The following is a 22043-nucleotide window of genomic DNA, read 5'->3' on the forward strand; positions in this document are numbered from 1 at the left end:
AAACCTAACGATGTATCAGTTGACGTGGACTTGGTTTCACAGAAGCTTCGCTTCTCGGCGGAACATGGCCGGATCCGCATGGGGCGGCGCCCTGTCGAGCACGTATCCGTGAACGGATATCCGCGCCAGGCGAAGACCGCTGGTCGGCCGGCACCGGCTCGTCCGGGTCAACGGCTCAGGTGGCGGGTGGGCGTCCGATCGAGTGCAGCGCGGCGGTCACGGTCGCGCGCAGGGCGCGGGCGTCGGCTCCGGCGCGGGAGCGCAGGTTCACGCCGTAGGCGAGCAGGGCCAGCACGTCCGCGGTGGGCCGGGGGTCGACGCCCGGGGCCAGTTGCCCCAGCTCCTCGGCCGCGACGAGCGCCGCGTGCAGCGCGTCCCGCAGGTCCTGGTGGTGCCGTTCGAGCAGGGCGCGCACAGCGGAGTCGCCGTACTCGGCGCCGGCCTGGGCGTTGACGACCATGCAGCCCCAGCCGGCGTACTCGCCCGAACACCGGGCCGCTATCAGGCCCTCGAAGAAGTCGGTGACGGCGGGCAGTCCGCGGCCGTCCTCCGCGAGCCGGCGGTACCTGGGCCGGGAGCGCAGTCGCACATAACGGTTCAGCGCGGCGAGGTACAGCTCCTGCTTGCCGCCGAAGGTGGCGTACAGACTGGAGCGGTTCAGGCCGGTCGCGGTGACGATGTCCTGGATCCCGGTCGTGGCCATGCCCTGGCGCCAGAACAGCCGCACAGCGGTGTCCAGGGCCGCGTCCGGGTCGAAGTGCTTGATGTCCGGCATGCCCCACCCGCCATCCTGGAATCGTGGTTCCAGGATACTCCGGGGCCCGGGAACGGCGAACGCCGCCGTCCTCGGCGGGACTTGGCGGCGTCCGGAATCGTCCACGATATGCCGTGCGGGTGCGGCTCGGGGCGCATGCTACGGGGCATGTACCGCATACCCTCGCTGTGGCCGGCGGCCTACGGCCCCCAGGCCCGCCCGCTCCCCCGTCTGCTCGCCCGTACGGCCGTCCGGCTGGCCGACTTCGTCCGCGCACTCGCCCTGGCGGACCACCGGCCGTTCACCACGCTGTGAGCACGGGCGCTCGGGGCGCTCGGGCCACTTGGCCGGGATGCGCGCGGGTGGGACGGGCCACGGGTCTGCCGTCTGCTGTCAGACGTACTCCGCCTTGTAGCGGGCCACGATGTTCTGGGCCTTCTCGACATCGGCCGCGTACTGCGCGGCCTCGGGGGCGGGCATGCCCTCCTCGGCGGCGACGCCCAGCTCGGTGAAGAAGCGCTCGAAGCCGGCGGGCGTGAAGATGATGAGCATCCTGCAGGGCTCGTCGCCGACGTTCTTGAACGCGTGGACCTTGCCCTTGGGCACGAACACGAACGCGCCGGTCCCGACGATCTGCCTGCGCTTCTCGTTGGAGATCTCCAGCTCGCCCTCGATGAGGTAGAAGGCCTCGTCGCTGTCGTGGTGGATGTGGAGCGGCGGTCCTCCGCCCGGCGGCACCATGGCCTCGATCAGGCCGAGCGAGCCGTTCGTGTTCTCCTTGTCCGCCTTGATCGTGTAGTGGTCCCCGAACACCCAGCGTGCCGGTCCCGTCTTCGGCGGGATGTGGACGATGCCCTCGAATTCCTCGAAGCTCAAGGCTTTCCCTTCTTCGCGGGTGTACGCGTGCACGCTCAACTCCACAGGGCGGCGCGCCTTTCCGGCATCACGTGATCACGGGGTATCGCGGCGGCCTCCCCTCTTCCCCTCGACGACCGGCGGGGCGGCGGACCGCGCGCACCGGCTCCGCCTGGCGCGAGAACCAGGTGATCACGTGATGGCACAGGCGGCGGTTGCGCCCATCGTGGTGCGTGCGCGGCGCGTGCGACGTGCGCGCGCACGCAGGCAGCGACGATGGGATGAGAGACATGACTGATCGCTTCACCGGCAAGGTGGCGCTCGTCACCGGTGGCGGATCCGGCATCGGCCGCGCCACCGCCGTGGCCTTCGCCCGCGAGGGTGCCACCGTGGTGGTCGCCGGACGCACCCCCGACCGGCTGGTCGAGACGGTCGAGCTGATCGAGAAGGACGGCGGCGCGGCGAGCTGGGTGACGGCCGACATCGCCGTCGAGGCGGATGTCGAGGCGCTGGTCAGCACGGTCGTGGAACGGCACGGCGGCCTGGACGTCGCCGTCAACAACGCCGGCTACCTGCCCGACCCGGCCGGGCTCGCCGAGCTCGCCGAGGAGGTCTTCGAACAGACGCTCCAGATCAACCTGCTGGGGACGTGGCGGTCGATGAAACACGAGATCCGCCACATGCGGGCGCACGGCGGCGGTGTCATCGTCAACGTGGGCTCCGTGGTCGGCGCGCACCTGACGATTCCGGGGGCCGGCGCCTATGGGGCGAGCAAGGCGGCGATCGCGGCGCTCGGGCGGAGCGCGGCGCGTGAGTACGCCGCCGACGGGATCCGGGTGAACACGCTCAGCCCGTCCTCGATGGACACTCCCATGTCCCTGCTGGAGAACGAGACGCCGACGGAGCGTGTGGAGCGCGCCAAGGGCATGTTCCCGCTCGGCCGGATCGGTTCCCTGGAGGAGGGGGCGGCAGCGGTGCTGTACCTGGCCTCGCCGGAGTCGGGCTTCGCCCTCGGGCACGATCTGGTGATCGACGGCGGCATCACGGCCTGACCGCCGCCGGGAAGTCGCGGGGATGACCGAACCCCGGTCCGTCGGCGGGGGAGGCAACGGACCGGGGTGCGGCGCTTTTCGGGTCGCCCGCTGTCGGCGCGGGCTCGGCTGCGCCCGCTGTCGGCGCGGGCGGCTCAGGGGGCGGGGAGCAGGGTCATACGGGGGTTTCGGTCCGCTCCTGGCCCTGGCGGGTGCCGCTGCCGCCGCCCGCGACCACGCTGCCCTTGACCGGGCGGGAGCGGTACTGGAGGTGTCCCGCCCACAGCGTCCCGAGGAGACCGGCGGCGGCGAGCGCCGCCCCGACCCAGGCCACCGAGGCGAAACCGAACCCGGCGTTGATGGTCATGCCGCCGAGGGCCGGCGCGAGGGTGTTGCCGACGTTGAAGGCCGAGGTGTTGGTGGCGCCGACCAGGGTCGGTGCGCCGGGTGCGACGACGAACACCCGGGACTGCAGGATCGGGTTGGTGACGTATCCCGCCATACCGAGGACGAAGACCAGGACCACGGTGACGACGGTGTTCTCCGCCAGGACGGCGAGCAGCGCGGAGGTCACGGCGAGGACGCCGGTGCCGAGCGCGAGCGTGCGGATCGGATAGGCCTCCGCGGTCCTGCCGCCGATGACCATGCCGAGCAGGCCGCCGACGCCGAACAGCGCCAGCAGGACGGGCACCCAGCCGTCGGCCAGTCCGGTGACGTCGGTGAGCAGCGAGGCCAGGTAGCTGAAGGTGACGATGACGGCGCCGAAGGAGAACGCCGTCACCGCGTACGACAGCCACAGCTGCGGCCGGGCCATCGCCCGCAGTTCGGAGCGGACGGTACGCGCCTCCTCCGCGGATCCCCGCCCGCCGGGAATGGCGAACACCGAGCAGGCGAGGCTGACGAGGGTGAGCAGGGCCACGCCCCAGAAGGCGGCGCGCCAGCCGGCGAACTGGCTGAGCACCGTGCCCGCGGGGACGCCGATGATGGTGGCGAGGGTGAGTCCGCTGGCGACGACCGCGACCGCCTTGCCCTTGGCGTTCGCCGGGACGAGGGCGACGGCGGTGGCCACGGCGACGCCCCAGAAGCCCGCGTAGGCGAGGGCGCTGATGACACGCGTGGCGAACAGGACTCCGTAGCCCGGGGCGAGGGCGCCGACGATGTGCGCGGCGATGAAGGCGGCCTGCAGGGCGACCAGGGCCGTGCGGCGGGGCCACTTGAGCGTGGCCACCGCGAGGAGCGGTGCGCCGACCACCATGCCGATGGCGAACGCCGAGATCAGCAGCCCGGCATCGGGGATGGAGACATCCAGGTCATCGGCCAGATTGGGGAGCAGGCCGGAGAGCATGAACTCCGATGTGCCTTGGGTGAAGATTCCCAAGCCGAGGATATAGACGGCAAGGGGCATGGAGTGCCTCCAAATGCGGGGATGCGGACCGGTGTTGCGACCGGCCGTGAGCGGAACGGCGTCCTCGGGAGCGACGCTAGCACATTTCGGAGCGACTGCTTCAAAACTCGGGATCGGTGAGACGCACGCCGAAGTGACGTGTCAGTCGCGCCAGTTGTCCGGAGCGTTCAGCCGCCACAGCAGCAGGGCCGTGTAGGCCCGCTGCCGCTGCGCGGGATCGCTCAGCGAGATGCCCAGGGCGCGTTCGGCCCGCGCCACCCGGTGGGCGACGGAACTGTGGTGCAGACACAGGATTTTGGCCGCCTCCCGCAGCGATCGGGTGCGGCAGACGGTCTCCAAGGTCGCCAGCAGCTGCGCCCCGTCCGGCTCGGCGTCCAGGCGGGCGAGCGCCACCACGTCCGGGTGCGCGAGCGCCGTGTCCCTGGGTATGTCGGCCAGCAGGGCCTCGGCTCCCAGTTCCGCCGCGTCCGCCAGCCGCGGCCAGGTCGGGCCCAGGCCCGCGAACCGCGCGGCGCGCCGGGCCTCGGCCCACGACTCCGGCAACCGCTCCGGGGCGACCGCCGGGCCCAGGCCGACGGCCACGCCGCAAGGCACCGAGGCCGGCCGCCGGGCGGTGCCGGCCGCGGGCATCAGGAGGACGCCCACCCTGGGCCACAGCGCCGCCTGGGGTGCCGGGCCGCCCGCCCGGGTCGACGGCGCGAGCAGACCCGCCGCGCAGGCGCGCAACGCCTCGGGCAGGGCGGCGGGTTCGGCGACGACCACGGCGGCGGCCCGCAGCGGGCCGCCCAGGGAAAGACCGAGCAGGTACAGCGCGCGGGACCGCTGGGCCTCGGGCATCGCCGACGAGAGCACCGCCTGGACGAGCGCCGGGTCCCCGAGCCCGCCCGGCCGCCAGAGATCGTCGTCCAGCCCGGTACCGGACGGACCGCCGGCCACTGCTCCCACCCCGGCGCCGGCCCCCCGGCCCCGCACGGGATCCACGACGCGCCCGGACACGGGCCCGGCCGCCAGACCCCATACGGCGTCCGCCGACCCCCCGACGGACGGCGCGGTGGACGGCCCGGCCGAGAGCCCGACGGACGGTCCGGCCGTTGGCCCGGCGGGCAGTCCGGCCGATAGCCCGGCGGAAAGCTCGGCGGGCAGTCCGGCGGACGGGTGGCGGGGCGAGTCAGCCCAGCCGGGGGCGGAGGATCGCGACGGGAAGTCCCGCCCCGGACCGGTGGAGGATCCTTGCGGCCAGCCCCACCCGGGATCCTCGGAGAGTCCCGGCAGCGAGCCACGCCCCGGACGGGCGGAGGGCGCCGGCGGACAGCCCGGACCAGAGGCGGGTCCCGGCGGACAACCCCGACCGCCGGAAGGATCCGACGGACAGCTCCGACCGGCAGAACGACCCGGCGGACAACCCCGACCGCCGGAAGGATCCGACGAACAGCTCCGACCGGCAGAACGACCCGGCGGGCAACCCCGACCGGCAGAAGGACCCGGCAGGCAATCCGGGCAGGCAGAAGGATCCATATCGGCGCAGGGGCCCGCCAGCGAGCCATCCCCGGAGCCCACGGCGGAGCCCGGCAGTGAGCCACCCCCGTAGCCCACGGCGGAGCCCGGCAGCGAGCCACCCCCGTAGCCCACGGCGGAGCCCGGCAGCGAGCCACGCCCGGAGTCCACGGCGCAGCCCGGCAGGGAGCCGTGTTCAGGGTTCGCCGCGGAGCGCCCGGCGGGCGGCTGTGAGGGGTTCGGCGTCAGTTCGTACACCCGCGCAGGCTAGATCCGGGGGGCGCACCGGCACCTTCGCCCGTACGGCACTCCGTCAGGTCGGCACACCAATCGGCGGACCGAACGCGCCAAATCGCGACGGGTGTCGGCGGCGAACTCCCTTGCCCCCGGGACACGATGACCCCATGAGTGACGCCACCAGCAGAGACGCCACGCCCGCCCCCACCCGGATGACGCTCCGCCCCGATCTCGCCCCGCTCGTCGAGCAGATCCCCTACCTCGATGTCGCCGAGCCGGACGTCGCCCGCCGCACCCTGAAGGACCTTGAGGCCCAGTGGGAGCCGGCCGACACGAGCGCCCTCACGGTCACCGAGCGGATCATCCCCGGCCCCGAGGGGGCACCGGACGTCACCGTGCGCGTCTACATCCCCAGGACGGCCGGTCCGCACGGCGGCCTGTTGTGGATCCACGGCGGCGGCTTCGTCATGGGCAGCCTGGAGACCGAGCACAACCAGTGCGTGTGGTTCGCCTCGCGCGCGAACGTCGTGGTCGTGAGCGTCGAGTACCGGCTGGCGCCCGAGAACCCCTTCCCCGCGGGCGCGGAGGACTGCTACGCGGCCCTGCGGTGGCTCGCCGCCCACACCGACGAGCTGGGGGTCGACCCCGGACGCCTGGGCGTCGCGGGCTGCAGCGCGGGCGGTGCCCTCGCCGCCTCCGTCGCCCTGATGGCGCGCGACCGCAACGGCCCGCGGCTCGCCCTCCAGCTGCTCACCTTCCCCGTGACGGACGACCGCATGGACACTCCGTCCGCGCGGAGCTTCCACGACACCCCCGTCTGGTCCACGCCGCAGTCCGAGGCGATGTGGCGCCACTACCTCGGCGAAGGGCACGAGCAGCGGGAGACCTCGCCGTACGCGGCGCCGAACCGCGCCGACGACCTCGGCGGACTGCCGAGCGCGCACATCGTGACCGCCCAGTACGACCCGCTGCGTGACGAGGGCCTCCGCTACGGCCAGCGGCTGCTGGAGGCGGACGTCCAGGTGACGCTCCACCAGTGGTCCGGCGCCTTCCACATCTTCGACTCCTTCGGCACCGAGTCCGGTCAACGGTCGATCGACGAGCTGGTGCTCGCCGTCCAGGAGGCGTTGGGCGGCTGACCGGTCCGCCTAGACTCGGCTTCCGTCAGCTCTCCCCCGCTTCCCTCGCTCCAAGGAGGAGTCCCATGTCCGACGCATCCGGTGCCCCGCAGCGTGTCCGCGTCACCGCCGATCCCGACTGGTACGCCCCCGCCGGGATCGCGCTCGGCATCCGCGTCGGCGACCTCGTGTTCACCTCGGGTCAGGGGCCGATCGACGAGCACGGTACGACGGTCGGCAAGGGTGACTTCGAGGCCCAGGCCCGGCAGGCGCTGGCCAACCTCGCGCTCGTCCTGAAGAACGCCGGTTCCGGTCTCGACCAGGTCGTCAAGGCGACCGTGTTCGTCACCGACATCGCCCGGGATCAGGAGGCCTTCGCGCGGCTCAGGGCCGAGTACTTCGTCCCGCACACGTTCGCCGAGTCCTTCGTCGAGGTCTCCTCCCTCGCCGATCCGGACTGGCTGATCGAGATCGAGGCCGTAGCGGTGGCGGGATGATCCGCCCCCGAGTTTCCGTGCGCTCGCTCCAAAATACGTAGAATGCGGGTATGGCCAGGCCCAGGAAGTTCGACGAGACGCACGCCCTCACCGCCGCCATGGAAACCTTCTGGCGGCGGGGGTACGAGGCCACCTCGACCCGGGATCTGTCCGACTCGACCGGCCTCGGCCAGTCGAGTCTGTACAACGCGTTCGGTGACAAGCGGGAGTTGTACCTGCGGGCCCTGCGCCACTACTACGAGACGCACACCGCCGAGCAGACCGCGCTCCTCGACCGGCCCGGCCCGGTCAAGGAGCGGCTGCGGGACCTGATGGTCCACGCCATCGACACCGACCTGGCGGACCCCGAGGCCTCCGGGTGCTTCACCATCAACGCGTCGGTGGAGAAAGCCGATTCGGACGACGAGGTCCGGGAGGAGGTCAGCCGGCACTTCAGCACGGTGGAGCAGGCGTTGGCCGAGACCATCGCGCGGGGGCAGCGTTCCGGTGAGATCTCCCCGGAGCGGAGTGCCGGGACTCTCGCCCGCCAGATCCTCAGCACGTACTACGGCCTGCGTGTGCTCGCCCGCATCCAGAAGGACCGGAACGCGCTGCTCGGCATCGTGGACAGCACCGTCTCCGCCCTCTGACCGACGCCCGCACCGCACCGCCCTCCCGGCCGGGGGCGCCTCTCTCTGCCACCCCAAGGCTCGGAAGTCCGCTCGTGGGCGGCGCGTCGGACTGCCGTCAGACGATCCGGACGCGGCGCCCGCGCGTGTGACCGGCCTGGCTGTCGCCGTGCGCCGCCGCGGCCTCGGCGAGCGGGTACGACTTGTCGGCCGGGATGCGGCGCCTGCCGCGCGCGAGGAGACGGACGGTCCCGGCGAGCGCCTCCGGCATGCTGCCGGGCACGCCGGAGAACCGGACACCGGACTCCTGCGCGCCGAAGCCCGCGACGGACACCACCTTCCATGGCTCCCCGGTCAGCTCGGCCGACTCGCGGAGTACGCCGGAGCGGCCAGGTCGACAGCGACGTCGGCCTGGCCGCGTTGATCGTGCCGCGAACCGCCCGGCAAGTGCCACTCCGCCTGCCGGGCCGAACTCTCCCCCGTGCCCTTGTGCGCGGCGCGGTGCCGGCGTCGGGGCGGGCCCTGCCGCTCTGTGCGCGCCGCGGGTCGGGGGCGTACTCCTCGGGCGCCGCCGTACAGGCGGTACGGCCGTCGGCCCGCGGTGGGCTCAGGCCCCCGCGAGGCGGGGGAACAGAGCGAGCGCGTTGGTGCGGCCGATGGCCGTGCGCTGCTGGTCGTTCCAGCCCGGGTAGCGGGTGAAGCCCTCGACGTTCTCGGTGGTGTGGGAGGCCGGCATGAACGGGTAGTCGCTGCCGAAGAGGATCTTGTCGGGGGCGGCCAGCTCGGTCAGCGCGGGCAGCGCGTAGGAGTTGGCGGACATGGCGATGTCGTAGTGGATACCGCGCAGTTGGCCGATCACGTCGGCGGGGGCACGGTCGGTGAGGTACTTGCCGATGGTGGGCCCGTAGGTGAGGCGCTGGGCGAGGAAGGGCAGGGTGCCGCCCGCGTGGGACACGATCAGCTTGAGGTGGGGAAGGCGCCCGAGCACACCGTTGAAGAGCAGGCTGACCACGGTACGGGTGGTCTCGAAGGTGAACTCGTACAGCGACGGCGGCAGATCGAAGGTCGCCAGGTCCTTGGCGGGCGGGGTGCCCGGGTGGACATGGACCGGCAGGCCCCGCTCGGCGATCTCCGCGAGCAGCGGCTCGAACTCGGGATCGCCCAGGTAACGGTTTCCGTAGCTGGTCAGCAGCCCGATCCCGTCCAGGCCGAGTTCGTCGACGGCGTAGGCCAGTTCGTCCTTGGCGGCGGCGACGTCGGGCAGCGGCAGGATGGCGAAGGCGCCGAAGCGGTCCGGGTGGGCGGCCACGGTCTGTGCGAAGAACTCGTTGACCTGACGGGCCAGCCGGCGGGCCTCGTCGCCTTCGGCGAAGGTGACACCGGGGGCGGTGATGGACAGCACGGCGGCCGCGATGGAGTGACGGTCCATCACGTCGAGGCTGGCCTCGACGCTCCAGGTGGGGTAGTCGACACCGGGGATGGCGACACGGTCGCCCAGCGCCTTGGCGTAGGCGGGCGGGATCGCGTGGTGGTGGACGTCGATGAGACCGGTCGGCTGTTGCGTCATGGTGGGTGTCTCCGTGGATCGGTGGAACGTCAGGAGTGCTCGTGGGCGTCGGCCGTCGGCGGGACGGAGGCCAGCTCGATACCGAACACGGTGCGGTAGGCGGCCAGCAGCGCGGTGTCGTCGGCGAGGTGTTCCTTGGTCTTGCCGTCGCCCGTGGTCCGGGTGAGGGTGCGCCCGGCCAGCGTGACGCGGCCGTCCGCGGTGGGCAGGGTGCACACCTGCCGGGCGAGGAACGGGGAGTCCTCGCTGCTGCGCAGCCACCAGGTCATGGCGGTGAAGTCCGCCAGTTGGCGCGGCCGTGGCTCCAAGCGGTACTGGAGTTCACCGTCCCGCAGCAGGTCCAGGTCGCCGTGGTCCGCCTCGGCCAGCCGGAAGGTGCCCTGCGCGTCGGTCTGTTCGCCCCGCTCGGTCAGGCGCAGCGGGTGTCGGAAGGCGTTTCCGTAGCCCACGTCGGCCAGGTACGGTCCTTCGCCGTCCTCGGTCAGGACACGCAGGGCCATGTGCCCGAACGGCGGGGTGAAGCCGTGGTCCTCCATGACCCGGGCGGCCAGCGGTGCGACGTCGAAACCGAGGCTGCGCAGCAACTCGTGGAAGGCGCCGTTGAGTTCGTAACAGCAGCCGCCGCGGTTGCGGCCGATGACCTTTTCCAGGGCGGGGGCACCGAGGCCGATGGGCGGGCTGGGCCTGCCGTACGCGAAGTCGATGTTCTCGAACGGGACGCTGAGCACATGCCGCTCGTGCAGATGGGCCAGGGCCCTGGCGTCGGCACGCTCGGGGCGTTTGGCTCCGATGCGCTCCAGATAGGCGTCGACGGTCGCTGAGTCGAGCATCAGACCCGCTCCTGTGCACGGTAGGAGGTGCTGTGCGGTGGCGCCGTACGCAAGGTGATGTCCTCTCGACAGGTGAGTCACCCGACATTCCAGCGGGCACGGACGGATTCCGCATCACGTGTCTGCGCGATGTCCGGGGCGAGATCCGGCCGGCCGCTTCCGGGAACGGCCGCCGAATCGTTTTTGGATCGCGTGAACTAAAAAACGTGTATCGTTCATCCGGGAGTGAACGTCCGTACCTCCCCGCCGACTTGAAAGGTTCCGCAATGCCGACAGCCACATGCGACCGGAAGGCGGCCCGCTGATGCCCGTCGCCGTCTTCGTCCTCGGCCTCGCGATCTTCTGTCTCAACACGACGGAGGTCATGGTGGCCGGGCTGCTCCCGTCGCTCTCGGACGGCCTCGACGTCTCGATCACCGCCGCGGGCAACCTCGTCACCGTCTTCGCCCTCGGCATGGTCGTCGGCGGTCCGCTGCTGACGCTCGCCCTGATGAGGGCGCCCCGCAAGACGGCGATGGTCCTGATGATGGTGCTGTTCCTGGTGGGACAGACCCTCGGCGCCCTGGCCACCGCCTACTGGGCCATGGTGATCGCCCGCGTCGTCACGGCCCTGGCCACCGCGGCCTTCTTCGGGCTCGCCGCCTCGGTGTGCGCCGGCCTGGTCCCCCCGGACAGGACCGGCCGGGCACTGGCCGTCGTCTTCGGCGGCTTCATGGTGGCCAACGTCTTCGGTCTGCCCCTCGCGACCTTCATCGACCAGCTCATGGGGTGGCGGGCCGCCTTCTGGGCCGTGGACATCCTCGTCGCCCTGTGCCTCGTACTCGTCCTGTTCACCATCGAGCGCGCCCCGGCCCCGGAAGGCCTGGACGTCCGGTCGGAGCTGTCGGTCTTCCGCAGCGGCCGGCTCTGGGGCGCCTTCGCCACCAACGCCCTGGTGATCGGCGGCGTGTTCGCCACCTTCGCCTACCTCTCTCCGGTGCTGACCCAGGTGGCGGGCTTCTCCGAGGGCATCGTCCCGATGCTGTTCGTGCTGTACGGCGTGGGTACCGTCCTCGGCAACATCGTCCTCGGGCGTCTGGCCGACGCGCACACGATGCGCATCCTGTGGCTGGGCGGCGCGGTCCTGGTGGCGCTCCTGGGCGGGTACGCGCTCGTGGCGGGCGACCGGGCCCTCTCCCTCGTCGCCCTGTTCCTGCTGGGCTTCACCGGGCTGCCGCTCAACCCGGCCATGGCCTCGCGTGTCATGAGCCTGTCCAACAGCGGTGCTCTGGTCAACACCATGAACACGGCGGCCGTCTGCGCGGGCATCACCCTCGGCACCTGGCTGGCCGGCGTGGGCATCGACGCCTTCGGCTACCGCGCCCCGATGTGGGCCGGCGCGCTGCTGGCGCTCGGCGCGCTGGCCACCCTCCTCCTCGCGCGGATCACCGACCGGCACCGCTTGGAGCGCGGCCGCCCCGCCTCCGCCCCGGCGGAGCTGGAGTCCGCGTCGCGTGTATGACCACGCCCCTCCACGGCGGCGGGGGGCGGGCGGTGACGCCGCGGCCCTCCGCCCGCCCCGGTCGTCGCCGACGGCCCTGCCCCGGATTTTTGCGCAACCGATCCAATACGGTTAGGTTGATTCCATGGGGAGGCCCAGGAAGTTCGACGAGACGCGCGCCCTCACCGCGGTCATGCACACGTTCTGGCAGCGTGGGTACGAGGCGACCTCCACCCGTGACCTGGCCGAATCCACCGGCATGGGCCTGTCGAGCCTGTCCAACGCCTTCGGCGACAAGCGCCGGTTGTACCTGCGTGCGCTGCGCCGCTACTACGAGACGAACACCGCCGTGCAGACAGAGCTCCTGGAACAGCCCGGCCCGGTCAAGGACCGGGTGCGGAACCTGATGGTGCAGGCGATCGACATCGACCTCGCGGACCCGCCCTCCTCGGGCTGCCTCATCATGAACGCCTCGATGGAAATGGCCAACACCGACCCCGAGGTGGCGCAGGAGGTGCGACGCCACTTCACCGCCGTCGAACAGGCGGTGCGTTCCGCGCTCGCCGAAGGACAGCGCACCGGCGAGATCACCCGCGACCAGGACGCTGCCACACTGACCCATCACGTCCTCTCCAGCTACTACGGTCTGCGGGTGCTCGCGCGCGTCCAGCCCGACCGTACGGCCCTGCTGAACGTGGTGGAGACCTTGCTGGCCAAGCTGTGACCCGCGTCCCCGGCGGGCGGGCCGGTCCGGGCGCCCGTACCGGAACCTGACGGACTGACCGTCGCGGCGTTGCCGCCCCCGGGTCCGGCGGAAAGAGTCTTCCGGGTGACCTACACCATCGCAGCCGACCGGTACACCCGCCCGAACTCCCCCGCCACCGCGGTGGGCCCCTCCCGGCGCACGGCCGCGGTCCACCCCGGCTGGGCGAGCCTGACCCCCGCCGAGCTGCGGGTGGCGCGCCTGGTGGCCGAGGGGCTGACCAACCGTGCCGTCGCCCAGCGTCTGTGCATCTCCCCGCACACGGTCGACAGCCATCTGCGGCACGCCTTCGCCAAGCTGGGCATCTCCAGCCGGGTCGCCCTGGCCCGGCTCGCCCTGATCCACGACCACATCAGGGCCGACGAACCGAGCGACCGCTAGAGCTTTCGCGACAGTCCCCGGACCTTCCGGGCAGCGTGCGCGACGAGGCGCCCGCCGACAGCCCGGAAGGCATCCCAGCCATGGACAGGGCCGCCCCAACTCACCACGTAACAAAGGGAGTTGAGAGGCAGCACGGGCAACCCCGCCCCCTTCCCCGTACGTGACAGACTACGCATCGCGGCGTTGCCGAACCGCACACATGTCCCGGACAGTGGTGTCCACGACGGGGGCGCCACCGAGCACATGCCGGCGCCCCACCCCCACCATCCCGGTCTCAGCGCCGTACACGAGCCGCTGCCGGATGAAACACCGGGCGGTCTACCGGGCCGGTGCCCGTGCGCTCTGTGTTGTTTCACGAACGATCACGCCCACCATCAGCCGGAGTCGCTCCGGCGTGCTCTGCCGAGGGAATCTGATGATCGACGTTGAGTCCCAGCTCCGTTCCCTGCCCGCTCTCCAGCAGCCCGACTGGTCCGACCACCCCCGCCTCGCCGACGTCCGTACGTGCCTGGCCCGGATGCCCGCCCTGGTGGACCTGGAGTCGGTACGCCGTCTGCACGCGCTGCTGGCCGAGGCCGCCGCGGGCCACCTCCAGGTGGTCCAGTCCGGTGACTGCGCCGAGGACCCGGCCGAGGCCACCCCCGAGGACGTCGCCCGCAAGACCGCGCTGCTGGACATGCTGGCGGGGACGATGAAGCTCGCCTCCGGCAAGCCGGTGCTGCGGGTCGGCCGGATCGCGGGCCAGTTCGGCAAGCCCCGCTCCAAGCCGACCGAGATCGTGCACGGGGTCGAACTGCCCGTCTACCGCGGCCACATGGTCAACCGGCCCGAACCGGACGCCGAGTTGCGCCGCCCCGACCCCGGCCATCTGCTCACCGGCTACCGCGCCGCCAGCGACACCATGCACTACCTGGGCTGGCTCGGCTCGGCGGGGCGCCGCCCGGAGTTCGGCGCACCCGTGTGGACCAGCCACGAGGCGCTGCTGCTCGACTACGAGCTGCCCCTGCTGCGGCGGGAGCCCGACGGCTCGCTGCTGCTGACCTCGACCCACTGGCCGTGGGTGGGCGAGCGCACCCGCCGGCTGGACGGCGCGCACATCGCGCTGCTGGCCGCCGTGTCCAACCCGGTGGCCGTCAAGGTCGGGCCGAGCATGACGGCCGAGGAGATCCTCGCCCTGTGCGAGAAGCTGGACCCCCACCGCCGCCCGGGCCGGCTGACGCTGATCTCGCGCATGGGTGCCCAGAACGCGGCGGAGAAGCTGCCGGCGCTGGTCGAGGCGGTCGCCCGCGAGGGGTACCCGCTGCTGTGGCTGTCGGACCCGATGCACGGCAACACCGTCACCGGCCCCGAGGGCCTGAAGACCCGCCTGGTCAAGACCGTGGTGCAGGAGATCCAGGCCTTCCAGGAGGCGGTACGCGCCCACGGCGGTGTCGCGGCCGGCCTGCACCTGGAGACCACGCCCGAGGCGGTCACCGAGTGCGTCTCGCACGACATCAGCCTGGAGCGCATCGGCGACAAGTACCTCAGCTTCTGCGACCCGCGGCTGAACCCGCTCCAGGCCGTCGAGGCGGCCTCGGCCTGGCGGGGCTGAGACCCCCTCCGCCCGTCGTCACCCACCGACACACACCACGTACGGAGGTTCTTACCGTGCAAGAAACCCTCGCCCTGGTCACCGGGGCGGCCGGCGGCATCGGAGAGGCCGTCACCCGGCTGCTGGCCGAGCAGGGCACCACGGTGGCGGCCGTGGACCGCGACGCCGAGCGGCTGGCCGAGACGGCCGCCCTGCTGCGCAAGGAAGGCCTCGCGGTGACCGGGTTCGCCGCCGATGTCACCTCCAGCAGTGCCGTGGAACGGCTCGTGGAGGAGGTCGAGACCCGGCTCGGGCCCGTGCACCAGCTGGTCAACGCCGCGGGTGTGCTGCGCCTCGGCCCGGCGCACACCCTGACCGACGAGGACTGGAACGCCACCTTCGCCGTCAACGCCACCGGTGTGTTCCACGTGTCGCGGGCCGTGGTCGACCGCATGATCGGGCGCCGCCGGGGCGCCGTGGTCACCGTGGCCTCGAACGCGGCCGGCACGGCCCGCGCCGAGATGGCGGCCTACGCGGCCTCCAAGGCCGCCGCCACCGCGTTCACCAAGTGCCTGGGCCTCGAAGTGGCGTCGTACGGCATCCGCTGCAACGTGGTGGCCCCCGGCTCCACCGACACCCCGATGCTGCGCGGCATGCACACCGCCGAGACCGCCGCCCAGGCCTCCGTGGCGGGCCGTCCGGAGCAGTACCGGGTGGGCATCCCGCTGGGCAAGGTCGCCCTTCCCGAGGATGTCGCCCGGGCCGTCGCCTTCCTGCTCTCCGATGACGCGGGCCACATCACGCTGCACGAACTGACCGTGGACGGCGGAGCCACCCTCGGTGTCTGACGACGAAAGGACCCACCGGACGATGCCCGGCATCCCCCCTGTCGAGCCCTACCCCATGCCCACCGCGGAGGAGTTGCCCGAGAACACCGTCGGCTGGCGGGTGGACCCGCGGCGCGCGGTACTGCTCCTGCACGACATGCAGGAGTACTTCCTCAAGCCGTTCCCCCGCGACACCGCGCTCGGCCGGGACCTGGTGGACAACACCGCGCGGCTGCGGGCGCTGTGCAAGGCGCTGGGCGTCCCCGTCGCCTACACCGCGCAGCCCGGCAGCATGACCCCCGAACAGCGCGGTCTGCTCAAGGACTTCTGGGGCCCCGGTATGCGGGCCACGCCCGAGCACCGCAAGGTGGTCTCCCCGCTGGAGCCGGACGGTGACGACTGGGCCTTCACCAAGTGGCGCTACAGCGCCTTCTTCAAGTCGGACCTGCTGGAGCGGATGCGCTCCCACCACCGCGACCAGCTGATCGTCTGCGGGGTGTACGCGCATGTGGGCGTGCTGATGACCGCGGTGGAGGCGTACACGAACGACATCGAGACGTTCCTCGTGGCCGACGCGGTCGCCGACTTCTCCGCCCACTACCACCGGCTGGCCCTCACCTACGCCGCCGAGCGGGCCGCGAAGGTCGTCACATCCCAGGCGGTACTGACCGAACTCGACGCGGCGAGAGCCGCGGCCCACTGACGGCCGCCGCCGGCGAAAGGACCCACACCATGGCAAGGAACGGGGACGCACAGCGCCTGCTGGCGCGCATCCTCGACGGGTCGGCGGGGGCGTTCGCGCTGCTGCACCGGCCCGAGACCGCGGGACCGGACACCCTGGAGCTGCTGACCGGCGAGGTGACGCGGGCCGATACGCTCGCCGACCTGGAGCTCCGGCAGGCGGCGGGCACCGGCGCCCACCAGGAGCTGCTGGCCCTCGTCCCGTACCGGCAGCTGGCCGAACGCGGTTTCACCGCCCCCGACGACGGCACCCCGCTGCTGGCGATGCGCGTCCGCGAGCAGGCCGCGCTGCCGCTGCGCCCGACGCTCGCGCTGCTGCCCGACCATCCGGTGAAGATGGCCGAGGAGCGCTTCGACGTGGACGACGACGCCTACGCCGAGACCGTGCGCCGAGTCGTCGCCGACGAGATCGGCTCCGGCGAGGGCGCCAACTTCGTGATGAAACGATCCTTCACCGCTCTGCTGCCCGACTTCGACAGCGCCGCCGCCCTGTCGTTCTTCCGCCGGCTGGTGGAGCGGGAAGCGGGCGCGTACTGGACCTTCCTCATCCACACCGGTGAGCGCACGCTGGTGGGCGCCACCCCCGAGCGGCACATCAGCGTCCACGACGGCAACGCCGTGATGAACCCCATCAGCGGCACCTACCGCTACCCGTCCTCCGGCCCCGACCTGCACGGCGTACTGGACTTCCTCGCCGACGAGAAGGAAGCCGACGAGCTGTACATGGTCGTCGACGAGGAACTGAAGATGATGGGCCGGATCTGCCCCGCCGGCGGCCGGGTGCGGGGCCCGTACCTGAAGGAGATGGCGCGCCTGGCGCACACCGAGTACTTCATCGAGGGCCGCACCGACCGCGATGTGCGCGACATCCTGCGCGAGACCCTGTTCGCGCCGACGGTGACCGGCTCCCCGCTGGAGAGCGCGGCCCGGGTCATCAGCCGCTACGAGCCCCAGGGGCGCGGGTACTACAGCGGTGTGGCCGCCCTCATCGGACGCGACGCCGCCGGCGGTCGCACGCTGGACTCCTCGATCCTGATCCGCACCGCCGACATCGACGCGGACGGACGGATGCGCATCGGGGTGGGAGCGACCCTGGTGCGCCACTCCGACCCCGCCTCCGAGGTGCAGGAGACGCGCGCCAAGGCCGCGGGCCTGCTGGCCGCGCTCGGGGACACCGAGCCCACCCGGTACGGTTCCCACCCGGCGGTACGCGAGGCGCTGGACTCCCGCAACGACGGCATCGCGCGGTTCTGGCTCCAGGAGCCGGCCGGACCGGGCGGGCACGGCGGGCCGCTGGCCGGTCGCAAGGTGCTGATCGTCGACGCCGAGGACACCTTCACCGAGATGATCTCCCATCAGATCCGCTCGCTGGGGTGCGAGGTGGCGGTACGGCGCTTCGACGAGCCGTACGACTTCGACGCCCACGACCTGGTGGTGATGGGCCCGGGGCCGGGCGACCCGCGCGAGACGGCGCACCCGAAGATCGCCCACCTGCGGGCGGCGGTGGCCCAGCTCCTGGCGGAGAGGCGGCCGTTCCTCGCGGTGTGCCTGAGCCACCAGGTGCTGAGCATGCTCCTCGGCCTGGACCTGCGGCGCCGCCCGGCCCCGAACCAGGGCGCCCAGCACGTGATCGACCTCTTCGGCCGCCCCGAGCGGGTCGGTTTCTACAACACCTTCGCCGCCCACAGCGACGCCGACCGCTTCGCGCACCCGGAGTACGGGACGGTCGAGGTGAGCCGGGACCCGGCGACGGGCGAGGTGCACGCGCTGCGCGCGCCGGGCTTCGCCTCGATGCAGTTCCACGCCGAGTCCGTGCTGACCGTGGACGGGCCGCGCATCATCGGCTCGCTCCTGACGGAGGTGGCCGGCGCATGCACGCGGTGATCGTGTGGTGGGACCTGGGCCCCTCCCGGCAGACCATCGAATCCCTGCGCGACTTCCTCCGCGACGAGGCGGTGGACCGCTTCTCCCGGACGCCCGGCCTGCGGCTGAAGTTCTGGATCTCGGACGAGGCCACCGACCGGTGGGGGGCGGTGCTGCTGTGGGAGTCGCGCGAGGCGGCCACCGCTCCCCTGCCGAACCGGGCGGCGGAGCTGATCGGTTATCCGCCCACCGAGCGGCACGCCTTCGACGTGGAGGCCACCGTCGAGGGGGACTTCGCCCTCGCCGCGCTCTCCGGCCGGGGCCTGGCGCTCACCCCGGCCGCCGGCTGACCGGCCGCGACTCCACCCCCGCGGGGCCGCGCGACGCACCCGGGCCGGGACCTCCCGGTCCCACGCCGGCACGGCCGCGCGAGGCCCGTCCCCCGACCCCGCCCGCACCGCCGGACCACACCTCCTCCGGCGGCGGGCGGGAACCTCCTGCCGCCGCAGGTCCGCGACCAGCCACGGATCCGCGGCGCGCCGGAAGTCCCCCTACGGCGGAACCCCGGCGGAGCCGGCCCCCGTTGCACAAAAAAGCCGGACGCAGTCGGGCCCTGTGCGGCGGGCGGCGCCGTCGGCAGGTGGCCGCATCCCGACACCCATGACCCGCCGCCCACGCACAAGTCCCCCGGCCCACGAGCCCCGTCGCGCAGGTCCCCGGCCCCGCGAGCCCTCCCCGGCAGCGCGGCCAGGCCCCGTGCCCACCCTCCCCGGTGTGGGCCCGATGCCCCCCAATCCGAAAGGCAGCACCCCATGACCGGACCCGCGGCCGTCCTGATCGGCATGCCCGGAGCGGGAAAGACCTCCGTCGGCCGGGAACTGGCCGGGCTGCTGGACGTCTCGTTCCGTGACACCGACGAGGACGTGACCCGGCTGGCGGGCAAGCCCGCTCCCGAGGTGCTGCGGGAGCGGGGCGAGCCGGCCTTCCGTCTCCTGGAGCACCAGGCGGTCACCGCGGCCCTGGCCGAGCACGACGGCGTGCTCGCGCTGGGCGGCGGCGCGGTGCTGCACGAGGGCACCCGGGCCCGGCTGCGCGGGTGCCGTGTGGTGCACCTGTGGGCCGGTCTGGACACGCTCGCCGACCGGGTCCGGGCCGACGGCGACCGGCCCCTGCTCGACGGGGACTCCCGGGCCGGGCTCACGCAGCTGATGCGTGCCCGGCTGCCCCTGTACCAGGGGCTGGCGGTCGTGTCGGTGCGCGCCGAACACCGCGGTCCGCGCGAGATCGCCGAAGAGATCGCCGTCCTGCTCGCTACCGCCGCCCGCTGACCGTACGGAACACCTCTCCCGGTGTCCCCGTGCCGTCGCAGACCATCAGCGCCGCTCCCGATGCCGGCCGCACTCGACAAAGGACAGCCATGACCACCGTCTCTCCGCCGCCCGAGGCGCTGCACGCCCGTATTCCCGGCTCGAAGTCACTGACCAACAGAGCGCTTCTGCTCGCCGCCGCGGCGGAGGGGACCAGTGTGCTCACCGCCCCGCTGATCAGCGACGACACCATGGCCTTCCGCCAGGCGCTCGGCGACCTGGGCGTGCGGATCCGGCCGTCGGAGGACGACGGCGCCTGGCAGGTGACCGGGCTGGGGCGCGGCCCACGGGGCACCGGCCGTATCTGGTGCGCGGACGCGGGGACCGCCGCCCGGTTCCTGCCGCCGCTGGCCGCCGCGGGCCACGGCGACTTCCTCTTCACCGGCAGCGACCAGCTCACGGCCCGCCCCGTGGCACCGCTCGCCGACGCACTGCGCCGCCTGGGTGCCGAGGTGCAGACCGGGCCGGGGGGCACCCTGCCGCTGCGGGTGCGCGCCGAGGGGCTGGACGGCGGCGCGCTGGATGTCGACTCCAGCCTCAGCAGCCAGTTCCTGAGCGGGCTGCTGATGGCGGCCCCACTGCTGCGCGGCGGCCTGCTGCTCAGGGCGGGCGAACTGGTCAGCCGTCCCTACGTCGACATGACGCTCGCGCTGATGCGGCACTTCGGCGCCGACGTGGCGGAGGACGCCCCGGGCGGGTTCGCCGTGCGTCCCACCGGCTACCGGGCCGCCGATCTGCGGATCGAGCCGGACGCCTCCACCGCCTCGTACTTCCTCGCCGCCGCGGCCGTCACCGGGCACACGGTGACCGTACGCGGTCTGGGGCACGGCAGCCTCCAGGGAGATGTGCGGTTCGCCGAGGTGCTGGAGCGGGCCGGAGCCCGGGTGACGCGCACCGAGGACGCCGTCTCGGTCACCGGAACCGGCACGCTCAGGGGCGGTTTCGACGTGGACATGGGTGACATCTCCGACACGTTCATGACCTTGGCGGCGATCGCCCCGCTGGCCGACGCGCCCCTGACCATCCGCGGTATCGGCCATGCCCGGCTCAAGGAGTCGGACCGGATCGAGGCGGTCGCCCGGAACCTGGGCGCGCTGGGCGTGCGCACCGACACCGGCCGGGACCGGATCACGGTGCACCCCGGCGGCACCTCGCCCGCGCGGATCGCCTGTCACCGTGACCATCGCATCGCCATGGCCTTCTCGGTGCTGAATCTGCGCACGGGGAACCTCACGCTCGACGACCCCGGCTGTGTCGCCAAGACCTTCCCCGGCTTCCACGAGGAGTTCCACCGGCTCTTCCCCGGGCATCCGCTGCCGACCGCCCCGGCCCGCACCTCCGCCTAGCCCACAGGACACCAACCACCTGGCACTCCAAGGAATTCGAGGATCACAATGACACACATACTGATTGCCGGGGGCGGCATCGGCGGGCTGGCCACGGCTGTGTCGCTGGCCCGTAACGGTCACCGGGTCACCGTGCTCGAACGCCGTGACACCTTCGCCGAGATCGGTGCCGGCATCCAGCTCGGGCCCAACGCCTTCCACGCCCTGGACCGCCTGGGCGTGGGCGAGGGCGTGCGCGCACAGGCCGTGTTCACCGACGAACTGTGCTTCATGGACGGCACCACGGGCGAGAAGGTCGCCGGCATGGAGCTGACCCGGGCCTACCGCGACCGGTTCGGCAACCCCTACGCCGTGGTGCACCGCGGCGACCTATACCAGCCGCTGCTGACCGCCTGCCAGGGCCTGGACGCCGTGGAACTCGTCCCCGACGCCTCGGTGAAGCGCTACGAGCACAGCGCCGCGGGCGTCACGGTACACACCACCGACGGGCGGGCCTTCCACGGCGCGGCGCTGATCGGCGCGGACGGCATCCGCTCCACGGTGCGCGCGCAGATGCTGGGCGACGGCGAACCACGGGTGTCCGGACACACCATCTACCGCTCGGTGATACCGATCGAGAAGGTGCCCGAGGAACTGCGCTGGAACACGGTCACCCTCTGGGCCGGCCCCAAGTGGCACTTCGTTCACTACATCATCGGCGGCGGCCGGTACCTCAACCTCGCGGTCACCCGCGACAACGGCGCCACGGTGCCGGTGGCCGGACGGGAGGCCGACCGCGCCCAGGTGCTCGACCAGTTCCCCGGCATCGGCACGACCGCCCGGCGGCTGCTCGAACTCGGGGAAGGCTGGCGCGAATGGGTGCTGTGCGACCGTGACCCCGTACCCACCTGGACCGATGGCCGGGTCGCGCTGCTCGGTGACGCCGCCCATCCCATGCTCCAGTACGCGGCCCAGGGCGCCTGCCAGGCCCTGGAGGACGCGGTGGTCCTCGGCGAGGTGACCGAGACCGCGCGGGAGGACGATCTGGTGCAGCGCCTGGAGAAGTACAACGCCCTGCGCCGCGAACGCGCGGGACGGACCCAGCTCGTCGCCCGCCGCATGGGCAGCGAGCTGTACCACCCGGCGGGCGAGCGGGCCAGGGAGCGCAACGCGATGCTCTCCGCCCTGTCCCAGCGGGACATGTACGAGAAGGTCTCCTGGCTGCACGGCGACCGGGCCTTCACCGACAGCGGCACCGGAGGAGAGCGTTGAGCAGGCTGCGTTGGCTGACCGCGGGGGAATCGCACGGTCCCGCACTTGTCGCGACGCT

The 22043-nt window shown here is 72.4% G+C and carries 22 protein-coding genes and 1 pseudogene; 16 read left to right on the forward strand and 7 right to left on the reverse strand.

Annotation, left to right across the window (positions count from 1 at the left end):
* Nucleotides 1–175: 175 nt before the first annotated feature.
* Nucleotides 176–775 (reverse strand): TetR/AcrR family transcriptional regulator, encoded by a 600-nt coding sequence (locus ABD350_RS31445; protein ID WP_344352332.1) that lies wholly within the window; start codon nucleotides 773–775, stop codon nucleotides 176–178.
* A gap of 147 nt (nucleotides 776–922) precedes the next feature.
* Here ABD350_RS31445 and ABD350_RS31450 point away from each other — a divergent pair, with 147 nt between their 5' ends.
* Nucleotides 923–1069 carry a hypothetical protein gene (locus ABD350_RS31450; protein ID WP_344352333.1) on the forward strand — a complete coding sequence of 49 codons (147 nt, stop codon included), beginning with the start codon at nucleotides 923–925 and terminating at the stop codon, nucleotides 1067–1069.
* A gap of 78 nt (nucleotides 1070–1147) precedes the next feature.
* On the opposite strand, the gene ABD350_RS31455 is transcribed toward ABD350_RS31450, so the two are convergent.
* Nucleotides 1148–1630, reverse strand: coding sequence for a cupin domain-containing protein (locus tag ABD350_RS31455; protein ID WP_344352334.1), 483 nt, complete (start codon nucleotides 1628–1630; stop codon nucleotides 1148–1150).
* Between the two features lie 269 nt (nucleotides 1631–1899).
* Between ABD350_RS31455 and ABD350_RS31460 the strand changes: the two genes are divergently transcribed.
* The gene (locus ABD350_RS31460; RefSeq protein WP_344352335.1) at nucleotides 1900–2661 is read left to right on the forward strand and encodes an SDR family NAD(P)-dependent oxidoreductase; all 762 of its coding nucleotides are present in this window, start codon (nucleotides 1900–1902) and stop codon (nucleotides 2659–2661) included.
* Nucleotides 2662–2815: 154 nt separating this feature from the next.
* Here the strand turns inward: ABD350_RS31460 and ABD350_RS31465 are convergent, their stop codons facing one another.
* Both ABD350_RS31465 and ABD350_RS31470 read right to left on the reverse strand, forming a co-directional pair.
* The gene (locus ABD350_RS31465) at nucleotides 2816–4045 is read right to left on the reverse strand and encodes a Cmx/CmrA family chloramphenicol efflux MFS transporter (protein WP_344352336.1); all 1230 of its coding nucleotides are present in this window, start codon (nucleotides 4043–4045) and stop codon (nucleotides 2816–2818) included.
* A gap of 141 nt (nucleotides 4046–4186) precedes the next feature.
* Complete coding sequence (locus tag ABD350_RS31470) at nucleotides 4187–4981, reverse strand: helix-turn-helix domain-containing protein (RefSeq protein WP_344352337.1); 795 nt, start codon at nucleotides 4979–4981, stop codon at nucleotides 4187–4189.
* Between the two features lie 962 nt (nucleotides 4982–5943).
* Between ABD350_RS31470 and ABD350_RS31475 the strand changes: the two genes are divergently transcribed.
* From ABD350_RS31475 to ABD350_RS31485, 3 genes are all read left to right on the forward strand, one after another.
* Nucleotides 5944–6915, forward strand: a complete 972-nt coding sequence (locus tag ABD350_RS31475; protein ID WP_344352338.1) for an alpha/beta hydrolase — start codon at nucleotides 5944–5946, stop codon at nucleotides 6913–6915.
* 65 nt (nucleotides 6916–6980) lie between these two features.
* Nucleotides 6981–7391: a RidA family protein gene (locus ABD350_RS31480; protein ID WP_344352339.1), complete on the forward strand. Its 411-nt coding sequence runs from the start codon at nucleotides 6981–6983 to the stop codon at nucleotides 7389–7391.
* Between the two features lie 50 nt (nucleotides 7392–7441).
* A complete protein-coding gene (locus ABD350_RS31485) occupies nucleotides 7442–8020 on the forward strand; it encodes a TetR/AcrR family transcriptional regulator (RefSeq protein ID WP_344352340.1) in 579 nt (192 codons plus the stop codon).
* A 97-nt stretch (nucleotides 8021–8117) separates the two neighbouring features.
* Here the strand turns inward: ABD350_RS31485 and ABD350_RS31490 are convergent.
* From ABD350_RS31490 to ABD350_RS31500, 3 genes and pseudogenes are all read right to left on the reverse strand, one after another.
* Nucleotides 8118–8416: pseudogene (locus ABD350_RS31490) on the reverse strand (zinc-binding dehydrogenase); the annotation flags it as partial.
* Nucleotides 8417–8606: 190 nt separating this feature from the next.
* Nucleotides 8607–9566 carry an amidohydrolase family protein gene (locus ABD350_RS31495; RefSeq protein ID WP_344352341.1) on the reverse strand — a complete coding sequence of 320 codons (960 nt, stop codon included), beginning with the start codon at nucleotides 9564–9566 and terminating at the stop codon, nucleotides 8607–8609.
* A gap of 29 nt (nucleotides 9567–9595) precedes the next feature.
* Nucleotides 9596–10396 (reverse strand): arylamine N-acetyltransferase family protein, encoded by an 801-nt coding sequence (locus tag ABD350_RS31500; protein WP_344352342.1) that lies wholly within the window; start codon nucleotides 10394–10396, stop codon nucleotides 9596–9598.
* Between the two features lie 280 nt (nucleotides 10397–10676).
* Here ABD350_RS31500 and ABD350_RS31505 point away from each other — a divergent pair, with 280 nt between their 5' ends.
* The 11 genes from ABD350_RS31505 (at nucleotide 10677) to ABD350_RS31555 (ending at nucleotide 21985) form a co-directional block, all read left to right on the forward strand.
* On the forward strand, nucleotides 10677–11897 hold the full coding sequence (locus ABD350_RS31505) for an MFS transporter (protein ID WP_344352343.1): 1221 nt from the start codon (nucleotides 10677–10679) through the stop codon (nucleotides 11895–11897).
* 124 nt (nucleotides 11898–12021) lie between these two features.
* Nucleotides 12022–12600, forward strand: a complete 579-nt coding sequence (locus tag ABD350_RS31510; protein ID WP_344352344.1) for a TetR/AcrR family transcriptional regulator — start codon at nucleotides 12022–12024, stop codon at nucleotides 12598–12600.
* Between the two features lie 105 nt (nucleotides 12601–12705).
* Nucleotides 12706–13020, forward strand: a complete 315-nt coding sequence (locus tag ABD350_RS31515) for a response regulator transcription factor (RefSeq protein ID WP_344352345.1) — start codon at nucleotides 12706–12708, stop codon at nucleotides 13018–13020.
* A gap of 415 nt (nucleotides 13021–13435) precedes the next feature.
* Entirely contained in the window at nucleotides 13436–14611 is a 1176-nt protein-coding gene (locus ABD350_RS31520; protein WP_344352346.1) for a 3-deoxy-7-phosphoheptulonate synthase, read from the forward strand.
* Between the two features lie 56 nt (nucleotides 14612–14667).
* Complete coding sequence (locus ABD350_RS31525) at nucleotides 14668–15438, forward strand: 2,3-dihydro-2,3-dihydroxybenzoate dehydrogenase (protein ID WP_344352347.1); 771 nt, start codon at nucleotides 14668–14670, stop codon at nucleotides 15436–15438.
* A 22-nt stretch (nucleotides 15439–15460) separates the two neighbouring features.
* Nucleotides 15461–16120, forward strand: a complete 660-nt coding sequence (locus ABD350_RS31530) for an isochorismatase family protein (protein ID WP_344352348.1) — start codon at nucleotides 15461–15463, stop codon at nucleotides 16118–16120.
* Between the two features lie 29 nt (nucleotides 16121–16149).
* Nucleotides 16150–18042 carry an anthranilate synthase family protein gene (locus ABD350_RS31535; RefSeq protein WP_344352349.1) on the forward strand — a complete coding sequence of 631 codons (1893 nt, stop codon included), beginning with the start codon at nucleotides 16150–16152 and terminating at the stop codon, nucleotides 18040–18042.
* Nucleotides 18030–18371, forward strand: a complete 342-nt coding sequence (locus ABD350_RS31540) for a hypothetical protein (RefSeq protein WP_344352350.1) — start codon at nucleotides 18030–18032, stop codon at nucleotides 18369–18371. Before ABD350_RS31535 ends, ABD350_RS31540 begins: the two co-directional genes overlap by 13 nt.
* A gap of 462 nt (nucleotides 18372–18833) precedes the next feature.
* Nucleotides 18834–19349, forward strand: coding sequence for a shikimate kinase (locus ABD350_RS31545; RefSeq protein ID WP_344352351.1), 516 nt, complete (start codon nucleotides 18834–18836; stop codon nucleotides 19347–19349).
* 89 nt (nucleotides 19350–19438) lie between these two features.
* Nucleotides 19439–20734, forward strand: coding sequence for a 3-phosphoshikimate 1-carboxyvinyltransferase (aroA, locus tag ABD350_RS31550; RefSeq protein ID WP_344352352.1), 1296 nt, complete (start codon nucleotides 19439–19441; stop codon nucleotides 20732–20734).
* 48 nt (nucleotides 20735–20782) lie between these two features.
* Entirely contained in the window at nucleotides 20783–21985 is a 1203-nt protein-coding gene (locus ABD350_RS31555; protein WP_344352353.1) for a 3-hydroxybenzoate 6-monooxygenase, read from the forward strand.
* Nucleotides 21986–22043: the final 58 nt, after the last annotated feature.

The organism is Streptomyces nogalater, assembly GCF_039532885.1.
Lineage (GTDB): Bacteria > Actinomycetota > Actinomycetes > Streptomycetales > Streptomycetaceae > Streptomyces > Streptomyces nogalater.

Excerpts from the sequence above, each read along its gene's own strand:
- ABD350_RS31445 (WP_344352332.1), bottom strand. The coding sequence starts at position 775 with ATGCCGGACATCAAGCACTTCGACCCGGACGCGGCCCTGGACACCGCT.
- ABD350_RS31450 (WP_344352333.1), top strand. The coding sequence starts at position 923 with ATGTACCGCATACCCTCGCTGTGGCCGGCGGCCTACGGCCCCCAGGCC.
- ABD350_RS31460 (WP_344352335.1), top strand. The coding sequence starts at position 1,900 with ATGACTGATCGCTTCACCGGCAAGGTGGCGCTCGTCACCGGTGGCGGA.
- ABD350_RS31465 (WP_344352336.1), bottom strand. The coding sequence starts at position 4,045 with ATGCCCCTTGCCGTCTATATCCTCGGCTTGGGAATCTTCACCCAAGGC.
- ABD350_RS31475 (WP_344352338.1), top strand. The coding sequence starts at position 5,944 with ATGAGTGACGCCACCAGCAGAGACGCCACGCCCGCCCCCACCCGGATG.
- ABD350_RS31480 (WP_344352339.1), top strand. The coding sequence starts at position 6,981 with ATGTCCGACGCATCCGGTGCCCCGCAGCGTGTCCGCGTCACCGCCGAT.
- ABD350_RS31485 (WP_344352340.1), top strand. The coding sequence starts at position 7,442 with ATGGCCAGGCCCAGGAAGTTCGACGAGACGCACGCCCTCACCGCCGCC.
- ABD350_RS31495 (WP_344352341.1), bottom strand. The coding sequence starts at position 9,566 with ATGACGCAACAGCCGACCGGTCTCATCGACGTCCACCACCACGCGATC.
- ABD350_RS31500 (WP_344352342.1), bottom strand. The coding sequence starts at position 10,396 with ATGCTCGACTCAGCGACCGTCGACGCCTATCTGGAGCGCATCGGAGCC.
- ABD350_RS31505 (WP_344352343.1), top strand. The coding sequence starts at position 10,677 with ATGCGACCGGAAGGCGGCCCGCTGATGCCCGTCGCCGTCTTCGTCCTC.
- ABD350_RS31510 (WP_344352344.1), top strand. The coding sequence starts at position 12,022 with ATGGGGAGGCCCAGGAAGTTCGACGAGACGCGCGCCCTCACCGCGGTC.
- ABD350_RS31520 (WP_344352346.1), top strand. The coding sequence starts at position 13,436 with ATGATCGACGTTGAGTCCCAGCTCCGTTCCCTGCCCGCTCTCCAGCAG.
- ABD350_RS31530 (WP_344352348.1), top strand. The coding sequence starts at position 15,461 with ATGCCCGGCATCCCCCCTGTCGAGCCCTACCCCATGCCCACCGCGGAG.
- ABD350_RS31535 (WP_344352349.1), top strand. The coding sequence starts at position 16,150 with ATGGCAAGGAACGGGGACGCACAGCGCCTGCTGGCGCGCATCCTCGAC.
- ABD350_RS31540 (WP_344352350.1), top strand. The coding sequence starts at position 18,030 with ATGCACGCGGTGATCGTGTGGTGGGACCTGGGCCCCTCCCGGCAGACC.
- ABD350_RS31545 (WP_344352351.1), top strand. The coding sequence starts at position 18,834 with ATGACCGGACCCGCGGCCGTCCTGATCGGCATGCCCGGAGCGGGAAAG.
- aroA (WP_344352352.1), top strand. The coding sequence starts at position 19,439 with ATGACCACCGTCTCTCCGCCGCCCGAGGCGCTGCACGCCCGTATTCCC.
- ABD350_RS31555 (WP_344352353.1), top strand. The coding sequence starts at position 20,783 with ATGACACACATACTGATTGCCGGGGGCGGCATCGGCGGGCTGGCCACG.